Origin of the sequence: Paenibacillus tarimensis, assembly GCF_021532315.1 — a bacterium.
Taxonomy (GTDB): Bacteria; Bacillota; Bacilli; order Paenibacillales; family Paenibacillaceae; genus Paenibacillus_I; species Paenibacillus_I tarimensis.
The window spans coordinates 196987-216127 of sequence record NZ_JAKGAO010000009.1 but is presented as its reverse complement, the minus strand read 5'-3'; the positions used below and the strand labels follow the sequence as shown (position 1 = coordinate 216127).

The window sequence follows — 19141 nt, the reverse complement described above, 5'->3', positions numbered from 1 at the left end:
GCTAGCTTACAGATTGTTGATGATTTGGTCCGCAAACTCCGAGCATTTCACTTCTGTGGCGCCGTCCATCAAGCGCGCGAAATCATAGGTTACTGTCTTGTTGTTGATCGAGGTTTCCATGCCTTTGTAGATCAGGTCTGCCGCTTCCTGCCAGCCCAGATGCTCGAGCATCATGACGCCGGAGAGAATAACCGAACCTGGATTTACAACGTCCTTGTCCGCATATTTAGGAGCCGTGCCGTGCGTCGCTTCAAAGATCGCATGGCCGGTCAGATAGTTGATGTTCGCGCCTGGCGCAATGCCAATCCCGCCGACCTGAGCAGCCAGTGCGTCAGAGAGGTAGTCACCGTTAAGATTCAGCGTAGCGATGACATCAAAGTCGGTAGGACGAGTCAGCACCTGCTGCAGCGCGATGTCTGCAATGGCGTCTTTGACAATGACCTTGCCTGCTGCTTCCGCTTCCGCCTGGGCTTTGTTCGCCGCGTCAACGCCATCGGCTTCCTTGATGCGGTCGTACTGTCCCCAGGTGAATGTCTTGTCAGCGAACTCCTGCTCAGCGACCTCATAACCCCAGTTTTTGAACGCGCCTTCTGTGAATTTCATAATGTTGCCCTTATGGACAAGCGTAACGGACTTGCGGCCGTGCTTGATCGCATACTCAATTGCAGCGCGGGCAAGACGCTTCGAGCCCTCGGAGGATACAGGCTTGATCCCGATGCCGGATGTTTCCGGGAAGCGGATTTTCTTCACGCCCATCTGCTCCTGCAGGAATGCAATCACTTTCTTCACTTCATCGGAGCCTTCCTGGTATTCAATACCGGCATAGATATCCTCCGTGTTCTCACGGAAAATAACCATGTTAACCAGCTCCGGCCGCTTAACGGGCGAAGGCACGCCATCGAAATAACGGACAGGACGCAGGCAGACATACAGATCCAGCTCCTGGCGCAGCGCTACGTTCAGGGAACGGATGCCGCCGCCGATCGGGGTTGTGAGAGGCCCCTTAATGGCAACAATGTATTCACGAATGGCAGTCAGCGTATCAGCAGGCAGCCACTCGCCGTATGTATTAAATGCTTTCTCACCGGCGAAGACCTCGTACCAGGCGATCTTTTTCTCACCTTTATATGCCTTCTCAACCGCTGCATCGAGAACCCGCTTGGAAGCGCGCCAGATATCACGTCCTGTACCGTCACCTTCAATAAAAGGGACAATCGGATTGTTAGGCACCTGCAGTTTACCGTCTTGAATCGTAATTTTTTCACCTTCGGTTGGCATTGCAAATTTTTCCAGTTGCATCGAATGAATTCCTCCTTATCAACTTCTTATTTTGCTTGTTTATTATAACACAATTGCTCCGGGAGGGTCGGACGCCATCATTTCACGATGTTACCGTCCTGCCCGCCCCTTATCTCCCGGCTCTGTTAACCTAACTGGATACTTTGCTTAACGCTGCTCCAATGGAATAAACGGACTATCCGCCGGCCCCGTATATTCGGCGCGCGGACGAATCAGACGATTGTTCTCGTACTGCTCCAGAATATGCGCAGTCCACCCCGACACCCGGCTGATCGCGAAGATCGGCGTAAAGAGGTCACGGGCAATCTTCAAGTTCGTATAGACGGATGCCGAATAGAAGTCCACATTTGGCTTAAGACCCTTCTGGCCTGTTACAAGCTCTTCAATCTTGACCGACATATTATAGAGCTCCATGTTTCCAGTAAGCTTGCCGAGCTCACGAGACATATGCTGCAGATGCTTGGCCCGCGGATCGCCGTTCTTGTAGACACGGTGGCCAAAGCCCATAATCTTCTCTTTATTGTTAAGCTTCTCGTTAATGTAAGGCTCTACGTTGTCAACCGAGCCGATCTCATCGAGCATAACCATAACCGCTTCATTGGCGCCGCCGTGCAGCGGTCCTTTGAGGGCGCCGATTGCGGAGGTAACGCCGGAATAGATGTCGGAGAGTGTGGCGACGGTTACCCGTGCTGCGAACGTAGAGGCGTTCAGCTCATGGTCCGCATGAAGCACAAGCGCCTGATCGAGCGCTTTCACAGCAACCTCTTCGGGCTCTTGTCCTGTCAGCATATAAAGGAAATTGTAGGCAATCGTTGCTCCCGCTTTCGGAGCGATCGGTTCCTGGCCTTCCCGGATGCGGGCGAATGCGGCGACAATTGTCGGGAGCTGGGCCTGGAGCTTGATGGCTTTGCGCAGGTTGGCTTCGGCTGACATATCGTTAGCCGACTCATCATACAGCGCTAGGCTTGAAACCGCTGTCCGCAAAGCGGCCATCGAGTTTGTTCCCTTAGGATAGAGCTTTATCTGCTCAAGCACCTCGGCAGGTACTGCGGCATTGGCACTTAATTCATCCATCAGACCTTTCAGTTCGGTCGCGTTCGGCAGTTTGCCGTACCAAAGCAGGTATGCGGTTTCTTCAAACGTCGCATGCTCCGCCAGCTCATCAATGTTAATGCCGCGGTAAGTCAACACGCCGTCAATGATCGAGCTGATTGACGATGTAGTGGCGACAATGCCCTCAAGTCCTTTGGTTGCTGTCATCTTTCTCTCTCCTTTAACGTCAAAATGTGCCATCGTTATGCAATGTAAACGAAATCATTTCTAGCCCATGCATCTTTTTAATCATATAGGATTTTGTCAGGGATGTGAACAAAAAGAGAAATAAAAATGCTTTATCGCCACCATAAAGTTTTTTTCTGATTATTTTGCAGTAAAACGTTGACTTTTGGCCGAAGCTGGCTACAAGGGAATTATTCCCACAATAACTCCACAATAACCGCATTTTACATCCGCTTTCGTATTACCCTGCCTTAGTGGTAAACTAACCTAAAAGGTTAGCTGGATACCGGATTTCAGTAAGCAGAAAGGACAACCATGATATGACGGAACAACGAATCGGTATTATCGATATTGGCTCTAACTCGATCCGCCTGGTCATTTATGAACGGACAGCTCTGGGAGCTTACAGGGTAGTGGACAGCAGCAAGCAGGCCGGGAGGCTCAGCGATCAAATTGACGAAGAGGGCCGTCTGAACGAGGCCGCAGTCCAGCGGCTTGTCGCTACACTCCGGCATTTCCGCCTGCTGTGCCAGCATCACGGCGCAGGCAGAGTGCGTACAGTCGCCACAGCAGCAATCCGCAACGCGGTCAACCGCGATGAAGTTGTAGAGCACCTGCAGCGGGAAACCGGCATGGACATCGAGATCCTTAGCGGCGAACAGGAGGCCGCCTACGGCTTTCTCGGTATGATCAATACCATGGGCATCCGGGACGGCTTCCTGATCGATATTGGGGGTGGAAGCACTGAGCTGTCGCTCTTCCGGGATGGCAGCCTGATGCGCAGCTTCTCTTTCCCGTTCGGCTGCGTGAATCTGGCCAAGGCTTATACGCGAAAGGGCATGCTTGAGGAGTCCGGCCTGCAGGAGCTTGAAGCCTATATTCTTCAGGCAATTGATGCTGTGCCCTGGATCAAGGAGTTCCCGGATCTTCCGCTTGTAGGAGTAGGAGGAACAGTACGGTCAGCCGCCAAAATCCAGCAGGCCAAAATCAAATACCCGCTCCCGCTTACGCATAACTATGAGATGGCTATCGAGGAGATGGACAGCCTGTTTGGCGAGCTTCGCAGTTTGCCCCTGGACAAGCGCAAGAAAACACCTGGCTTATCAAAGGACAGAGCCGATCTCATCGTTCCGGGACTTGCCATATTGCGCTGCTTCAGCCGGGCTGCACAGGCAAGCCATTATCTTGTATGCGGCGCAGGCCTCCGTGACGGTCTCTTCTATGACTCGCTGCTGGAGGAAGGGAGCAGGCTAGATAATGTACTGGAGTACAGCATCGCCAATTTGCAGGCTCTATACCCCGATGTGCCGCATGGACATGTCGGCCAGGTAAACCGGCTGGCGATGCAGCTCTATGAGACGCTTCGGCCTGTCTCTGATTTGGACAAGGATGCGACTGTATGGCTTCACACGGCATCTTCGCTGTTCCGGATTGGAGCAAGCATTGATTATTATCATTACGCCAAGCATACGTTCTACCTGATGACGAACAGCCGTCTGAACGGCTTGTCTCACAGAGGAATTATATTGGCAGCGGCGATCGCTTCCTACAAAAACAAGAGCGGAGCCCGGCATCTTCACCATGCCTTTCAGCCTCCGCTCCTGGAACAGGATCTTGACCTGATTTATAAACTGGGGACTCTGCTTCAGCTTGCTATCGCGCTGGACCGCAGCAAGTCACAGCTTATCATGAAGCTCGATATTGAGCTTCAAAGCTCGAAGCTGCTGCTAACAGCCAGCTCTGCCTCAGCGCCTCTTGACATGGAGAGAAAGGAAGTAGAAACTATGGCTGCCGATTTCAAGAAGGTGTGGGGTCTTATCCCCACCCTTCTCTAGAAACCGCTAGACATAACCTTTCCACTCCGGTGTATCCTTGGCTTCGAATTGGCTTCTGAACGGGGTAAGCTCATTGCACACCCGCACATAGCCGCCGCCCGACTGCAGCTCTCTTGCCTTGACATTATCGCGCAGGTTGAGCTGCAGAATATTAATCATGATCTTGCGAAGGGAAGGGTCGAACACCGGACACATCAGTTCGATTCTGCGAGTCAGATTCCGGGACATCCAATCCGCGCTCGACAGATAAACCTCCTCCTGTCCCCCGTTGCTGACATAAATAATTCTGGAGTGCTCAAGATAACGGTCCACAATACTGATCACCCTGATATTCTCACTTCTGCCCGGAACGCCCGGGCGCAGACAGCATACCCCGCGTACGATCAGCTCAATCTTGACGCCCGCCTGTGAAGCCTCATACAGCTTATCAATCATTCCCTGGTCGGATAACGAATTCATCTTGGCAATCAAATGAGCCGGCCGGCCCTCCCGGGCGTGCTCGCTTTCTCTGTCTATTAATTCATACAGCTTGTTCCTCAGACCGCTTGGAGCTACGGCAAATGCCCGCCATTCATATGGCGCCGAATAACCTGTCATCTCGTTAAACAAGGCGGAAGCATCTGCCCCGATAACCGGATGAGAAGTGAACAGGCCGACATCCGTATACAGCTTGGCCGTATTGCCGTTATAGTTGCCTGTGCCAACATGAACATAACGACGCAAATAATTGGTTTCCCGGCGCACAACGAGCAGGATTTTGGCATGCGTCTTCAGACCCACCAGCCCGTATACCACATGACAGCCTGCTTTCTCTAATTGGCGGGCCCATGCAATATTCCGTTCCTCGTCAAATCTTGCCTTCAGCTCCACAACGACCGTGACCTGCTTTCCTTCCTCCGCTGCCTTGGCCAGTGCCCGTACAAGAGTAGACTGACCGCTGACGCGGTACAATGTCATCTTGATTGCCAGCACATCCGGGTCGGAGGCTGCCTGCTGCACAAAGTCATTAACCGCCTCAAAAGACTCGTACGGGTGGTACAGCAGCACATCCCGCTGCCTCAGCACCTCGAACATGTCCTCAGCCTGTTCGAATTCACGGGGATATACAGGCTCCATCGGCGGATAGCGCAGGTTGTCCCGTCCGGGGATCGCGTTCGCAAACTTCATCAGAAACGACAGATCGAGCGGCCCTTCAATCGGAACGACATTCTCGCCAATCTCAAGCTCTTCCTGCAGCACCGCCAAAGCATATTCATTCATCCCCTTGGCAAATTCAAGCCGAACAGGCATGCCCCATCTGCGCTTCCTGAGCTCCTTCTCAATCTCCTCCAGGAGGTCCTCTGCACCTTCCTCGTTAAGCGTAAGGTCCGCGTTGCGCGTGACACGGAAGGGACAGACAGAGAACGGCTTATATCCGTAAAACAGCGTATCCATATGCCGCTCTATAATATCCTCCAGCAGCACATACTCCAGCTTCTTGCTGTTGCCTCTGCCCGGCACCTTTACACAGCGGGGGAGAATAGAAGGAACCTGCACAACGGCAAAATAAGGCTCCTCTTCATTCGTGTGCCCGTCCTTGCGCAACAGGACAGCCAGATAAAGCTCCTTCGTATGCACGAGAGGAAACGGCCTGCTCTGATCGAATGCCATCGGGGTGAGAACCGGGAAGACGATATCATTATAATAGTCTTCAAGCGATTCCTGCTGGCTTGGATTCAGTTCCTCATAGGAACGTATGATAATGCCTTCCTTCGCCAATCCTCTCAGCACATCCCGATAAGTGCGGTACTGCTCCGCTACCATCATCTGTGTCCGCTTCATCAGCCGCTTCCAAAGGCCTGCCGGTGAATAACCCGTATAATCGATTTTAGTTAGGCCCGCTTTCACTTGATCCTGTATGCCGGCTACGCGCACGCTAGTAAATTCATCCAGGTTGGATGTAACAATGGCCAAAAACTTCGCCCGCTCGAGGAGCGGATTGCTTGCATCCTGGGCTTCCTCCAGCACTCTTCTATTAAATTCGATCCAGCTTAAATCTCGATTCACGTACTGGGACAACTGTCTGGTCATACCCGGATCCTCCCCGTCATTTTCTCCCATTATGCGACATATTTATTATGTAAATGTTAAAATATTCTTTCTGCAAAGTAAACATGCTCGGCCTGCGTAAAGCATCCGTCCTGGTGGTAATGTACAAGCAACATACCACTGCCGAAAGGAGGACGAATATGGATCGAGTATTCTGGCAGCGGACCACGCGCGCTTTGTGGGTTGCAGCCTTTATTACTGCAGTTGTTCTGGCCATCATGTATCTTACACCGATTGTCTACCCGTTTGTACTCGGCTGGCTGCTGGCCTATCTTCTTAACCCGCTCATCAATTGGCTGCAGCGCAGGGCTCGATTTCCGCGCTGGCTGGCCGTCATCTCTACCTTGCTCGTTGCCGTCGGGCTGATCAGCGGCATTGCGACCGCACTGGTAAGCCGCATCGTAAACGAGATCATCTATTTATCCGGTAAAGTGGATACCACTATAGCATGGTGGGGCGAAACCATTCAGAAGCTCATGGAGCGGAAAGAAATACAGAATTTGACTAACCACATCACAGAATTTTATGAGAAGCATCCGGAAATGGAGGAAACGATTAAAACAAATGCCGCGGAGTCAACAACCGTTATAACGGATGCCCTTTCGCAGGCCGCTTCCTTCTTCTTCAACTTCCTGATCCGGATGATTTATTCACTCCCAACGTTTGCCATGATTTCGGTGATTGTAGTAATGGCCGCTTTCTTCATGAGCAAGGACTGGTACCGCTATACCACCCGTGTGAACAGCTGGTTTCCCACTAAGATCAGGCGAATGACCTTTATTGTGACTACTAATGTTCAAAAGGCACTATTCGGATACATACGCACCCAGCTGATCATCATCTCCATTACGGCTGTCCTGATCATTATTGGTCTGCTTATCCTCCGGGTTCCTTATGCTGTCACAATCGGCCTGCTCATCGGCCTCGTTGACCTGCTGCCCTACCTTGGGGTTGGTCTTGTCTTTGTGCCTTGGATTATCTATGTCTTCTTCTACGGTGATGTATCGCTGGGAATCGGTCTGTCGGTCCTATTCATTGTCATCGTCACCGCCAGACAAATCATTGAACCGAAGGTACTGGCAAGCAGTGTAGGCATGGAGCCGCTCCCGATGCTGATATCTATGTTTGTCGGTCTAAAGCTGTTCGGAGTGCTTGGCCTCATTATCGGCCCTGTCGCCCTTGTCGTGCTTACAGCCTTCCAGAAAGCGGATGTTTTCCGGGATACCTATTATTTCATAAAATACGGACAACGAAGAAAATAGCGGCGTGCTCAGAGATGAAGCCTGCGGCGAGCATGTCCTAAGCACGCCTAGCGTAATAAATCAGCTTACCAGCGGCGGACAACAAACTGGCCGCTGCGCAGCCGCTTCTCCAGCCACTTAAGCAGAATTCCCCGGTACATCATCCGCGTAGGCGGAATAAGCAGGGAGAATCCGACCGCATCCGTTATGAAGCCCGGTGTAAGCAGAAGTACACCGCCAATAACGATACAAATACCGTCCAGCAGCGTACGGCCGGGTATCTGGCCGCTCTGCATCTGCCGTTGTGCTTCAAGCAGTGCCTTCCGCCCTTCCTTGCGGGCAAGGTAGGCGCCAATTACGCCGGTCAGCAGGATAAGCAGGAAGGTTGCTGTGCCCCCGATCCAGCTGCCCATCCGGAGTATACCCCAGATTTCTATCGCAGGTATGATAACAATTGCAAGCAGTATCCATTTCCCCATCGTGATGCCTCCCTATTCGTGTCCTACTTAGAGCTGTTGTAGAGGCTTTGCAGTCGCTCATACAGCTCAGGCGCTGCCCTGTCAAGGCGGTGAGGCTTCCAGTCCCGGTTAACCCAAACATGCTTTGTTGCGCCCCTGACAAGCAGCTCTCCCGGCGGATCGCCGGCAGTTGTCGTGGCCTCCGTCTCTGCCCCGCCAGCCTCTTCCGGCAGCACACGGCGTACCTGTGATTCGAATGCAACCCTGAGCGGACTCATCTCAGCAACCCTTGTACAAATCAGTACCAGATCATCATACAAAGCCGGCTTCTCGAATTTAATTACAAGCTCGGTGACCGGCAGCAGGAGGCCCTTGTCCTCAAAAGCCCGGTAAGGAACCCCTGCATCCCGGATATATTCCGTCCTTCCGATCTCAAACCAATTCGCATAGTTGGCGTGATAAACAACCGACATCTGGTCTGTTTCCTGGTAACGGACACGGAGGCGGTGCATATGCCAATTAACAGCCATGCTATCCCTTCCTTCTCTTGATTTTACCACTTCATTCTATTGAATGGTACCAATGATGAAACAAAGAGCGACGGTGCCAGCACCATCGCTCTGTTCTGCCTGTAGAGGCTCATTTGCTATTCATATCTATCCGGGCTTGTCCAGCTTACAGTACTCTTGCTTGTCCCGTGTAAATCACGCCAGCTTCTGCATATACCGTAACTTCCATACCGTCCTTGAGAAGCTCAGTTGCATTGCTGACACCCAGGATGACCGGAATGCCAACATTCAAGCCAACAACTGCTGCATGGCTCGTGATGCCGCCTTGTTCCGTAATAACCGCTGCCGCTTTCTCAACTGCCGGCATAAATTCCTTATCTGTAGAAGGGGTAACCAGAATGTCACCGCGCTGCATCTTCGATATGGCTTCTTCCGGCGTGCGTGCAACAACAACCTTACCGGTAGCGGCCAATGTACCGATGCCCTGCCCCTTGGCAACCAGATCGCCTACTGTATGAATCTTGATCAGATTTGTGGAACCGGAACGTCCCACCGGAACACCCGCAGTAATGACAACCGTGTCGCCGAGACGGACAAGACCAGTAGTGATCGCGCCCTGAACAGCGATATCGAACATTTCATCTGTTGTCTCTGCCGGTGTGCCAAGTGCAGGAATGACACCCCATACGAGAGCCAGACGGCGGAGGACCTGCTCAACAGGCGTTACCGCAATGATCGGTGCCTTCGGACGGTACTTCGAGATCATACGTGCCGTATAGCCGCTCTCAGTCGACGTAATGATGGCGTTGGCGTTCAGGTCAAGCGCCGAGTTGGCAACAGCCTGGCTGATTGCTTCCGTTACGGTCGTCTGCTGAGCGTTCGCCTGCTTTGTAAAGATTTCACGGTACTGCAGAGCCGATTCTGCACGCTCCGCGATCCGGGACATCGTGAGAACAGATTCCACAGGGTATTTACCTGCAGCTGTTTCGCCGGAAAGCATGATTGCGTCCGTTCCGTCGAAAATTGCATTCGCCACGTCGCTTGCTTCCGCACGAGTTGGACGCGGGTTGCGCTGCATGGAGTCGAGCATTTGAGTAGCGGTAATAACCGGCTTGCCTGCGCGGTTACACTTCTCGATCATCTGCTTCTGAACGAGAGGAACTTCCTCGGCCGGAATTTCCACGCCAAGGTCGCCGCGCGCAACCATCAGACCGTCGGACACTTCAAGGATATCATCCAGATTGTCAACGCCCTGCTGGTTTTCGATTTTGGAAATGATTTGGATATGGGAAGCGTTGTGACGCTCAAGAAGCTCACGGATTTCAAGCACATCGCTTGCTTTACGAACGAAGGAAGCGGCGATGAAGTCTACGCCCTGCTCGACGCCGAATACGATATCGCCAGCGTCTTTCTCTGTGATGCCCGGCAGAGAAATATGAACGCCTGGCACGTTAACGCCCTTCTTGCTCTTAATTGGTCCGCTGTTAACGATCTGGCATTTGATTTCTGTGCCTTGGATGTCAACAACCGTCAATCCGATCAGACCGTCATCGATGAGGATCGTGGAACCGACTTGAACGTCAGCCGGCAGATTCTTGTATGTAACCGGCACACGGTTACGATCGCCCTGAATTTCTTCCGTAGTCAGCACGATGTAATCGCCCTGTTCAAGCTCGATCGGCTCTTCAGCCAGTTTGCCCAGACGAATTTCCGGTCCTTTGGTATCGAGAAGAATAGCTACGCTCTTGCCAAGCTCTGCACTTGCCTGACGGATATTCTTAATCCGGTTGCCGTGCTCTTCAAAGTCGCCGTGGGAGAAGTTGAGACGAGCAACGTTCATACCTGCCATAATAAGCTTCTTCAGATTATCAAGCGATTCGCTGGCCGGGCCGATAGTGCATACGATCTTCGTTTTCCGCATTAGTGGTTTCCTCCGTTTATCTACCTGTTTGTGGGAAATAGAGGCGTCACTCTGCACAAGCTGCAAAGCAAAGACGCAGTTTACGCTCCTATCCCGCAAGAAAATGCTTCACCCGCAGCTGTTGCGGGGAAGCTGTGTTCAACACGTCTCTGTTAAAATTACACGAATACCGTCGATCTGTACAGTAGCATTTACCATTTTTCAACAACATTTTGGTTACAGTTTTTCGACAGCATCTTTCACAGATCGTGATTTTCCGCACCTTGCCTCACCATATTACCATTTAAAGGGGGGCTGTTTCAATCGGTTCCGTAAGCTGCTCTTCATCCTTGCCGGCTTCTCCGCTGGAAGCGGCCGCCGATGCATAGATGCCGATCTTCCGGAACTTCATATAACGGTCCTCCACAAGTGCATCCGGTGTCATGGCCGAAAGCTCCTGAAGATGGCGCCACAGCGCATCCTTGATGGAATCCGCCTGCTGCTCGAGATTTCTGTGCGCCCCGCCACGCGGCTCGGGAATAATCTCTTCCACAATGCCAAAATCCTTCAGATCCTTGGCTGTAATTTTCATCGCTTCTGCCGCTTGATCCGCCTTCGAGGCATCCTTCCACAGAATGGAGGCAGCGCCGTTTGGCGAAATAACGGAGTAAATGGCATTCTCCAGCATTAATACCCGGTTGCCCACTCCAAGAGCGAGCGCCCCGCCGCTGCCGCCCTCACCGATAACTACACAGATAATCGGCACGCCAAAGGTAGCCATCTCGCGCAGGTTGCGGGCAATAGCCTCCGACTGGCCACGTTCCTCAGCCGTATTCCCCGGATAAGCACCCTTCGTATCGATGAACGTGATAATGGGCCGCTTGAACTTGTCCGCCTGCTGCATGAGGCGAAGCGCCTTGCGGAAGCCCTCCGGGTGCGGACTGCCGAAGAAGCGCGCAATATTATCCTTCGTATCCTTGCCGCGCTGGTGGCCGATGACGGTTACCGGTATACCGTTCAGCTTCGCGAGCCCGCCGACAATGGCCAGGTCGTCTGCGAAAAGGCGGTCACCGTGGACCTCAAGGAAATCCGTGAAGACCGTCTGGATAAAGTCAAGCGATGTCGGCCGCTGATGATGCCTAGCCAGATGCATCTTTTGGGCAGGCGTGAGCTCGCTGTAGAGCTCCTGCTCCAGCTGCGCGTAACGCTGCTCAAGCCGATTAATTTCATCCGTAAAGTCAATACCCTTCTCCTGGCCGAACCGCTTCAGCTCGTCAATCTTGTTACGAAGCTCGGAAAGCGGCTTTTCAAAGGAAAGCTCACCCGCCATGAGGTACAACCTCCTTCACCATGTGCATGTCCAGCAGCTTGGTTAGCACACTCTTCATTTCCTTGCGGTGTACGACCATATCAAGCTGCCCGTGCTGCATATTAAACTCCGCTGTCTGGAAGTTGTCTGGCAGCTTCTGCCTGATCGTCTGCTCGATGACGATCCTTCCGGCGAATCCGACCAGAGCGCCGGGCTCAGCCAGATTGTAATCACCGAGACTCGCAAAGCTCGCCGTTACCCCGCCCATGGTCGGATCCGTCATAACCGATATGAACAATCCGCCTGCACCCTGGAACTTTGCCAGAGCCGCACTCGTCTTCGCCATCTGCATAAGGCTGAGTATGCTTTCCTGCATACGCGCACCGCCGGATGTTGAGAAGATAATAACCGGAAGCTGTTTCTCGTGGGCTTGTTCGATTGCGCGCGTGATTTTCTCCCCGACAACAGAGCCCATGCTGCCGCTGAAGAAATCAAAGCTCATTACGGCTACAACAACGGGAAACCCGCCGATTTCTCCTTCGCCGGTTACAACAGCATCCTTCAGGCCGGAACTCATCTTCTGCTGCTCCAGCTTATCAGCGTAACCAGGGAAACCGAGCGGGTCCTCGGACAGCATGTCCGCATCAAATTCGGTCAGCCGCCCGTCGTCCATAATCATCTGAATCCGTTCCCAGGCATTCAGCCGGAAATGATGGCCGCATGAGGAGCATACTTTCAGATTCTTCTCCAATTCCTTACTGTATTGAATGTTACCGCACTTCGCACACTTATTCATCAGACCTTCCGGAATATCCCGTTTAGGACGTTCGGATGGTACCGTGGCGTATTTCTTCTTATGAAACAAATCCTTAAACATCGGGACACCTCACAAGGCGCAATAGTTTAGTGACACACATCTCGGCCGGCGCGCCTTCCAGCGAGGCTATGCTTGTCGTTCCGGGCCGGTGTCGGCACTTCCGGGGATGAGCCGTCATGAATGGAGAATGGAATTAAGCACTTCCTGAACCTCTTCCAATTCCCCGGATGGAACCAATATCTCAAATTGATGCTTGGAAAGATTGACGGGACGGACCTTCACCATAAAGCCTTCTTCAGTCAATCGCGTCCTGATCCTCTCCGAAATCTTGGCAGTAGGAGCGATATAGATTACCGTCCACATTAAAATGGTACCCCCTAAAATACTCGGAATGAGGCCGTTTATTGCCATAATGATATCATAAGACCGCTTTGGGCCGCAACAAACCGGGCGGCCGCGAATGCCTGTAAATCAAGCATAATACTCGCTAAAAGGCTTGGCCCGGGCGGCTTTTTCCGAGAACTGCTCCATGGGGAAAAACAGATTAAAATATTTCATAGCTGCGGACATGCTAAACCTTCATACCGGTTATTCGGGATCTGCCCAGCGCGGCAGGCCGTAATCCTTCGCTGCCGGGTCCTGATGGGCAATCCGTGCCGAGGCGGCTGCGGCAAGCCCTGCTACCAGGTCATCCAGAAAGACATGAATATGCTCTGTATCCCGGTTAAGCCTGTCAATGATACCCGGCTTAACTTTATCCAAATAACCGAAGCTCGTCAATCCAATCATGCCATAAACATGAACAATGCCCAAAGCCACTGTCTCATCCACGCCATACAAGGACTCATCCGATTCCATGATCGCCTGCAGCGGCTCGGGAAGCAGCTTCCGTTCCGCGAGCTCATCAAGCGCCATACCCGTGAACAGCACATACTGCACCTCACGCTTGCCCAGCACAGCACGGACACTCTCCAGGCAGTCTTCCAGTGTCAGCTTGTCATTATAAGGCCTCTGCAGGCTGTGCACGATCTCCGCCACCTCTTCGATGCGTACACCCCTTCGCTCCAGCCATTCTTCTATAGCGCCAGTCAACCGCATACCTCCTGTCTACGGGCGCCCCCACCCGATCTGTCGGTGGAGCCGCATGGTTACAGGCTTTGTCCTGTGTACTTCTACGTATATGCGCAATCCCGGCCCGATGTGTCAGTTTTTCGTTAAATCGTGTGCCAAAAAAGAAGACATCCGGGATTAGCGCCTGCTGCGCGAATCCGGATGCCTCCGGTTATTTGACGACTGCCGAGCCCTTGCCGAGCAGCTTGTCGATTTCGGTTATCAGCGATGGAGACGGCTTGACCCGGCTCTTCTCCGAGAGCACCATAGTCTTCTGTTCGCGCTCGTAGAACAGAACGGTGTCCAGCGGACCCGAATGGGAAGCGAGCAGCTGCTTCAGCTGCGCCAGCAGCGCCGGCTGCTCGCGGTCCGCTGTGATCTTGATGTACAGCCGCTGCGCACGGCCTGCGGCTGGGCGGCGCGGCGCGGCAGCGGGCTCCGCCCCGCGTGCCTGCGCCGCCTGAGCGGGCCGCTGCGCGCCGGCCCGCTCCTCCGGGGCCGGGCGCTTCGCCGGCCCCGTGCCCGCCGCCTGCGGCGCAGCAGCGCGGCCCTGCGGGCGCGCGCTTGCTGCCGCAGGCGGCAAGGCGGCCCCGGCCGCCGCGGCATTGCCCGCGGCCGGGCCGCCCTGCGGCCGCGCGCGCATGGCACGCGCGCGCGCCTGCCGCTGAAGGCGCCGAACCTGCTCCGCAAGGTTCGGCACCTCCAGCGGGACGGCTTCGTCCACGATTAGCTTGAAATCGTCCTCCTGCTGCTGGACGATTCCCTGGACAAGCACCAGCCGTCCCTTCTCTAGTACATCCTTCGCCTTCTTCCATGTGTTCGGGAAGACGACTCCTTCAACACGCAGGATACGATCCTCCAGCTCGATGAACCCCATAGCCTGCCCTTTACGGCTGGTAAACGGCTTTATAGATACCACCATAGCCGCTGTCACTGCGGGTGACTCATCGGCCGCTTCAGCGAGATTGCTGAGCCGTTCCAAATCCAGCTCCTCAAGCTCCTGCTCCCGCTCATCAAGCGGATGGCCTGACAGGTATAGGCCAAGCAGCTCACGTTCAAGCTCCAGCTTCTGCCCCTGAGTGAACGGCTGCACATCTGGCAGCTCCACATCCCAATTCTGCACCTCATCGAAGCCGAACAGCTCGATCTGCAGCTCTTCCCGCTCCTTGCGCCATTTCACTGCCGTTTCGATCGTCTCATCAAGCACTGCGAGCTGCTGAGCCCTGTGCCCTTCAAGCTGCTCGCAGGCCCCCGCCTGGATGAGCGATTCCAGCACCCGCTTGTTAACCACCCGCAGATCCACCCTGCGGCACAGATCCAGCATGCTCTCGAACGGCTTGTCCGCTCTTGCCATGCGGAGGGCTTCAATGGCCTGCGAGCCGACATTCTTGATCGCAGCGAGACCGAAGCGGACAGCCCCCTCCACCGGCGTGAAGGAAACGCCGCTCTCATTGACATCCGGCGGCAGAACCTCGATCCCCATCCGGCGGCATTCATCGACATATTCAGCCGTTTTCCTCTGATTGCCGGTTACAGATGCCAGCATGGAGGCCATAAACGGGATCGGATAATGGGTCTTTAGCCATGCCGTCTGAAAGGCCAGCACCCCATAAGCAGCCGCATGAGCTCTGGGGAAGCCGTAATCCGCAAACCGGACAATCATGTCATAGACCCGGTTGGCTTCTTCCTCGGTAAAGCCCTGCTTGACGCTGCCCCCTACAAAATGCGCACGTTCTTCATCGAGAACCTCACGCTTCTTCTTCGAGACGGCGCGGCGCAGCAGATCCGCTTCGCCAAGAGTAAATCCTGCCATCCTTGAAGCAATCTGCATAATCTGCTCCTGATAGACAATAATGCCGTAGGTATCACCCAGCACCGGTTCGAGTGACGGGTGGGGATAGACCACTTCCTCTCGTCCATGCTTAGCAGCAATATAGTTTGGTATGAATTCCATCGGACCCGGACGGTACAAGGCCAGAACGGATACGATATCTTCAAACGAGGTCGGCTTCAAATCACGCAGCACCCGCCGCATCCCCGCTGACTCCAGCTGGAATATGCCGGTTGTCTCCCCGCGTCCCAGCAGCTCATAAGTCGCAGGATCGTTATCCGGCACCGCGCGGAAATCTACATCCCTGTGGTACAGCTGCTTTACCCAGGCCAGCGTACGCTCCAGGATGGACAAGGTGCGAAGCCCCAGGAAGTCCATCTTCAGCAGGCCTACAGCCTCCAGATATTCCATCGAATACTGGGTCAGCGCAACGCCCTCTCCGCCGCTTTGCAGCGGTACATGATTAGTAAGTGGCTCCTTCGAGATCACAACGCCTGCCGCATGCGTCGAAGCATGCCGGGGCATGCCTTCCACCTTGATGGCGGTGCGGATCAGCTCATCAGTCTTCGGGCTGCGCGCACAAGCCTCGCGCAGCTCTGGGCTGGCCTGAAGAGCCGCTTCCAGCGTCATGCCCAGCTGATGGGGAATCAGCTTAGCCGCCCGGTCCACTTCGGTATAAGGGACGGCCAGCGCGCGTCCAACGTCACGGACGGCCGCTTTGGCCGCCATCGTACCGAATGTAATAATCTGCGCCACATGTGCCTCTCCGTATTTGGCTGCTACATAGGCAATAACCTCGTCACGCCGCTCATCATTAAAATCGATATCAATATCCGGCATTGTGATCCGCTCGGGGTTCAGAAACCGTTCAAAGAGCAGCTTGTATTTAAGCGGATCGACATCGGTAATGAAGAGCGAGTAAGCCACCAGGCTGCCTGCCGAAGAACCCCGGCCCGGACCTGTCCGGATACCGCGCTCATGCGCAAAACGGATGAAGTCCCACACTATCAGAAAATAATCGCTAAAGCCCATATTCTCAATGACAGACAGCTCATAGTCGAGCCTCTGCTCCGCTTCCGCCCTCAAGCCCCCACCCGGTTCCCAGCCGGGTAATGCGCCATAACGTGCCTCCAGCCCGTCACGACAGAGCGCCCGCAGATAGCCAGCCGAATCCATCCCCTCCGGTATCGGTCCAAATGACGGTAGCAAAGCCCGCCCAAAAGTCAGATCCAGCTCGCACTTCTCGGCAATCCGTACCGTATTAGCTATAGCTTCTGGCACATGGCGGAACAGCCGCGCCATCTCATCCCCGCTCTTCAGGTACAGCTGGTCGGTCATAATGCGCATGCGGTCTTCGTCCTCCACCGATTTGCCTGTTCCGATGCAAATCAGCACATCCTGAACCGCCGCGTCCTCCTGCTTGATATAATGCACATCATTGGTTGCGACCAGCTGAATCCCAGTCTCCTCAGCCAGACGAATAATCCCTTCCGCAACCTTCTTCTGGTCAAGTATGCCATGGTCCTGAAGCTCTAGGTAAAAATCATCGCCAAACATGTCCCTGTAACGCAGGGCTGCCCGCTTCGCTTCATCGTACCGGTCATGAAGCAAGTGCTGCGGAATATCGCCATTCATACAGGAGCTGAGGCAGATCAGCCCTTCCGAGTAAGCCGCAAGCGATTCCAAGTCAATTCTCGGCTTATAATGGAAGCCCTCCAGATGAGCAATTGACGTCAGCCTCATCAGGTTTTGATAACCCGTTCTGTTCTTGGCCAGCAGAATCAAGTGGTAAATCGGGTTGTCCTTCCTCGTCCCCTTGTCATGCCGGGAGCCTGTTGTCAAATACACTTCACAGCCGATGATCGGCTTGATTTCATGCCGTTTGCAGGCCATATAAAAAGGAATGGCGCCATACATGACACCATGATCCGTTAATGCGAGTGCTTTCATGCCAAGCTCCGCCGCTCTGGCGGTTAAATCCCGAATTCGGGCGGCGCCATCGAGCAGGCTGTATTCGCAGTGCACGTGGAGATGCACAAAATCATGTTTGGGAATCATCGCCGCACCTCTCTTCTTCAATCCGTATCTTTTCCTATTATTTTATCATAATCCTTCCCGTAAAGCCCATAGAATGATAGCAGCGGGGCATGTACACAAACCGGGAAACCGAGAACTTCGGAAGCCGGAGAGAAGGATGGGAAACGAGGTGCAAAAATTGAATCTTGTGCTAGCCAAAGCAGCAATGGATTTCTGTATTGCCTTCGGCGTTATTATTGGCGGCTCCCTGATGGCAGCCGTCGGGTCAGTGCTGGTATCCGGATCTGCCGCCACGGCCATGTACGATACGGCCATGAGACTGAAGATTTGGGCGATCGTTGTTGCCATAGGCGGCACGATCGACCCCGTACGGGTAATCGAATATAACATGCAAGAGGGACACCTGTCGCCCGTTGCACAGCAGATTATGTTTATTGGCTTTGCTTTCCTCGGTGCCCATATGGGTACCGAGCTGATCCGCTGGATATGCAGGGAGTCACTGTAGCTTATGAGAGTTCCGCCTTTTGCACGTTTCCGGCGCTTCAGCTCCTCCGCAGGTCTCTTCATACTGGGCATGATCGTGGGCGCTGCTGTCTATAACGGTTTACTCGTGGCCAAGTTTGAAGCACTCGTTACCCAAAACGGTGACCTCGAGGTAAAGCTGGAGCAGTATGAGCAGGAAATCCGCAAGCTCAACCGCTACAAAAACCAAAACAGTGTCATCAAAACCGTTCACACTCATGTCGAGAGAAGGAGAACCGAGCAGTCCGAGCAAGGTTCTCTAGACGCTGCGACCGAAGCGGCCCTCCGGAAGACTATAAAAGAGGATCTATCCGTATTCGAAGGCCGCAGCATCTATGAGATTGATTCGGATTCCCGGTTTGCGAGGCTGCTGCTGGACCGGAAGGTATATACTGTACTGGGGACGGATTACACGGTCGAGATTAAGACAGCCCTTGTTGTCGACAACACGCTTACGGTCTGGGTTACCGCCGAGCCGCGGGCTCCCGGGTGAGAACAGCAGCCCTCTTGGCACCAGCCACTAACCGACTATGCTGGAGCCGGTCACCTGTTTCTGGTACAATGAGATCCATACAGGGAACCGAAGGAGCGCTTGAGCTGACATGGAAATCATACAATGGATTGTAATTGCAGGCATTATTATGGCGTTGATACTCTCCGTATACAACAGCTTCAAAGCCCGCAGGAGCAGCGAGCATAAGACACGGGCACTGCACACCGCCAAGATGAACATCTATATGGGCATTATGTTAATCCTTATGGCCATCATACAGATTCTAATGTTCACGGGCGACACCGTGCGGGTCGTAATCGGTTCGGTTTTTCTTCTGCTCGGCTTGTTTAACCTGTTTGCCGGCATTCGGAACCACAGCATATTCAGCAAATAAACCATCCGGCCGGATGGTTT

At 53.7% G+C, this 19141-nt stretch carries 16 protein-coding genes; 5 read left to right on the top strand and 11 right to left on the bottom strand.

What is annotated here, in order from left to right:
- Positions 1 to 6: 6 nt before the first annotated feature.
- Together icd and citZ are read right to left on the bottom strand one after the other, a co-directional pair.
- Entirely contained in the window at positions 7 to 1299 is a 1293-nt protein-coding gene (gene icd / locus L1N82_RS09805; protein WP_235287197.1) for an NADP-dependent isocitrate dehydrogenase, read from the bottom strand.
- 147 nt (positions 1300 to 1446) lie between these two features.
- Positions 1447 to 2559, bottom strand: a complete 1113-nt coding sequence (gene citZ, locus L1N82_RS09800; RefSeq protein WP_235287196.1) for a citrate synthase — start codon at positions 2557 to 2559, stop codon at positions 1447 to 1449.
- A gap of 338 nt (positions 2560 to 2897) precedes the next feature.
- On the opposite strand from citZ, the gene L1N82_RS09795 reads away from it, so the two are divergent.
- Positions 2898 to 4412: a Ppx/GppA phosphatase family protein gene (locus tag L1N82_RS09795; protein WP_235287195.1), complete on the top strand. Its 1515-nt coding sequence runs from the start codon at positions 2898 to 2900 to the stop codon at positions 4410 to 4412.
- 6 nt (positions 4413 to 4418) lie between these two features.
- On the opposite strand, the gene ppk1 is transcribed toward L1N82_RS09795, so the two are convergent.
- Positions 4419 to 6482: a polyphosphate kinase 1 gene (gene ppk1 / locus L1N82_RS09790; RefSeq protein WP_235287194.1), complete on the bottom strand. Its 2064-nt coding sequence runs from the start codon at positions 6480 to 6482 to the stop codon at positions 4419 to 4421.
- 158 nt (positions 6483 to 6640) lie between these two features.
- On the opposite strand from ppk1, the gene ytvI reads away from it, so the two are divergent.
- Positions 6641 to 7762 carry a sporulation integral membrane protein YtvI gene (ytvI, locus tag L1N82_RS09785; RefSeq protein WP_235287193.1) on the top strand — a complete coding sequence of 374 codons (1122 nt, stop codon included), beginning with the start codon at positions 6641 to 6643 and terminating at the stop codon, positions 7760 to 7762.
- A gap of 65 nt (positions 7763 to 7827) precedes the next feature.
- Here the strand turns inward: ytvI and L1N82_RS09780 are convergent, their stop codons facing one another.
- The 8 genes from L1N82_RS09780 to L1N82_RS09745 form a co-directional block, all read right to left on the bottom strand.
- The gene (locus L1N82_RS09780; RefSeq protein ID WP_235287192.1) at positions 7828 to 8220 is read right to left on the bottom strand and encodes an FxsA family protein; all 393 of its coding nucleotides are present in this window, start codon (positions 8218 to 8220) and stop codon (positions 7828 to 7830) included.
- 23 nt (positions 8221 to 8243) lie between these two features.
- The gene (locus L1N82_RS09775) at positions 8244 to 8729 is read right to left on the bottom strand and encodes an acyl-CoA thioesterase (protein ID WP_235287191.1); all 486 of its coding nucleotides are present in this window, start codon (positions 8727 to 8729) and stop codon (positions 8244 to 8246) included.
- Positions 8730 to 8874: 145 nt separating this feature from the next.
- Positions 8875 to 10629, bottom strand: coding sequence for a pyruvate kinase (gene pyk, locus L1N82_RS09770; protein ID WP_235287190.1), 1755 nt, complete (start codon positions 10627 to 10629; stop codon positions 8875 to 8877).
- A gap of 283 nt (positions 10630 to 10912) precedes the next feature.
- Positions 10913 to 11938, bottom strand: coding sequence for an acetyl-CoA carboxylase carboxyltransferase subunit alpha (locus tag L1N82_RS09765; protein ID WP_235287189.1), 1026 nt, complete (start codon positions 11936 to 11938; stop codon positions 10913 to 10915).
- Positions 11928 to 12794, bottom strand: a complete 867-nt coding sequence (gene accD, locus L1N82_RS09760) for an acetyl-CoA carboxylase, carboxyltransferase subunit beta (protein ID WP_235287188.1) — start codon at positions 12792 to 12794, stop codon at positions 11928 to 11930. Before accD ends, L1N82_RS09765 begins: the two co-directional genes overlap by 11 nt.
- A 114-nt stretch (positions 12795 to 12908) precedes the next feature.
- Positions 12909 to 13097 (bottom strand): glutamate decarboxylase, encoded by a 189-nt coding sequence (locus L1N82_RS09755; protein WP_111148371.1) that lies wholly within the window; start codon positions 13095 to 13097, stop codon positions 12909 to 12911.
- 225 nt (positions 13098 to 13322) lie between these two features.
- Positions 13323 to 13826, bottom strand: a complete 504-nt coding sequence (locus L1N82_RS09750) for a phosphatidylglycerophosphatase A family protein (RefSeq protein ID WP_407946733.1) — start codon at positions 13824 to 13826, stop codon at positions 13323 to 13325.
- A gap of 190 nt (positions 13827 to 14016) precedes the next feature.
- Positions 14017 to 17733: a DNA polymerase III subunit alpha gene (locus tag L1N82_RS09745; protein WP_235287361.1), complete on the bottom strand. Its 3717-nt coding sequence runs from the start codon at positions 17731 to 17733 to the stop codon at positions 14017 to 14019.
- Positions 17734 to 17890: 157 nt separating this feature from the next.
- Here L1N82_RS09745 and L1N82_RS09740 point away from each other — a divergent pair, with 157 nt between their 5' ends.
- The 3 genes from L1N82_RS09740 (at position 17891) to L1N82_RS09730 (ending at position 19121) form a co-directional block, all read left to right on the top strand.
- The gene (locus L1N82_RS09740) at positions 17891 to 18217 is read left to right on the top strand and encodes a YtrH family sporulation protein (protein ID WP_111148311.1); all 327 of its coding nucleotides are present in this window, start codon (positions 17891 to 17893) and stop codon (positions 18215 to 18217) included.
- Between the two features lie 3 nt (positions 18218 to 18220).
- Positions 18221 to 18727: a hypothetical protein gene (locus L1N82_RS09735; protein ID WP_235287186.1), complete on the top strand. Its 507-nt coding sequence runs from the start codon at positions 18221 to 18223 to the stop codon at positions 18725 to 18727.
- A 109-nt stretch (positions 18728 to 18836) separates the two neighbouring features.
- The gene (locus L1N82_RS09730) at positions 18837 to 19121 is read left to right on the top strand and encodes a YtpI family protein (protein WP_235287185.1); all 285 of its coding nucleotides are present in this window, start codon (positions 18837 to 18839) and stop codon (positions 19119 to 19121) included.
- The last annotated feature ends 20 nt before the right edge of the window (positions 19122 to 19141 follow it).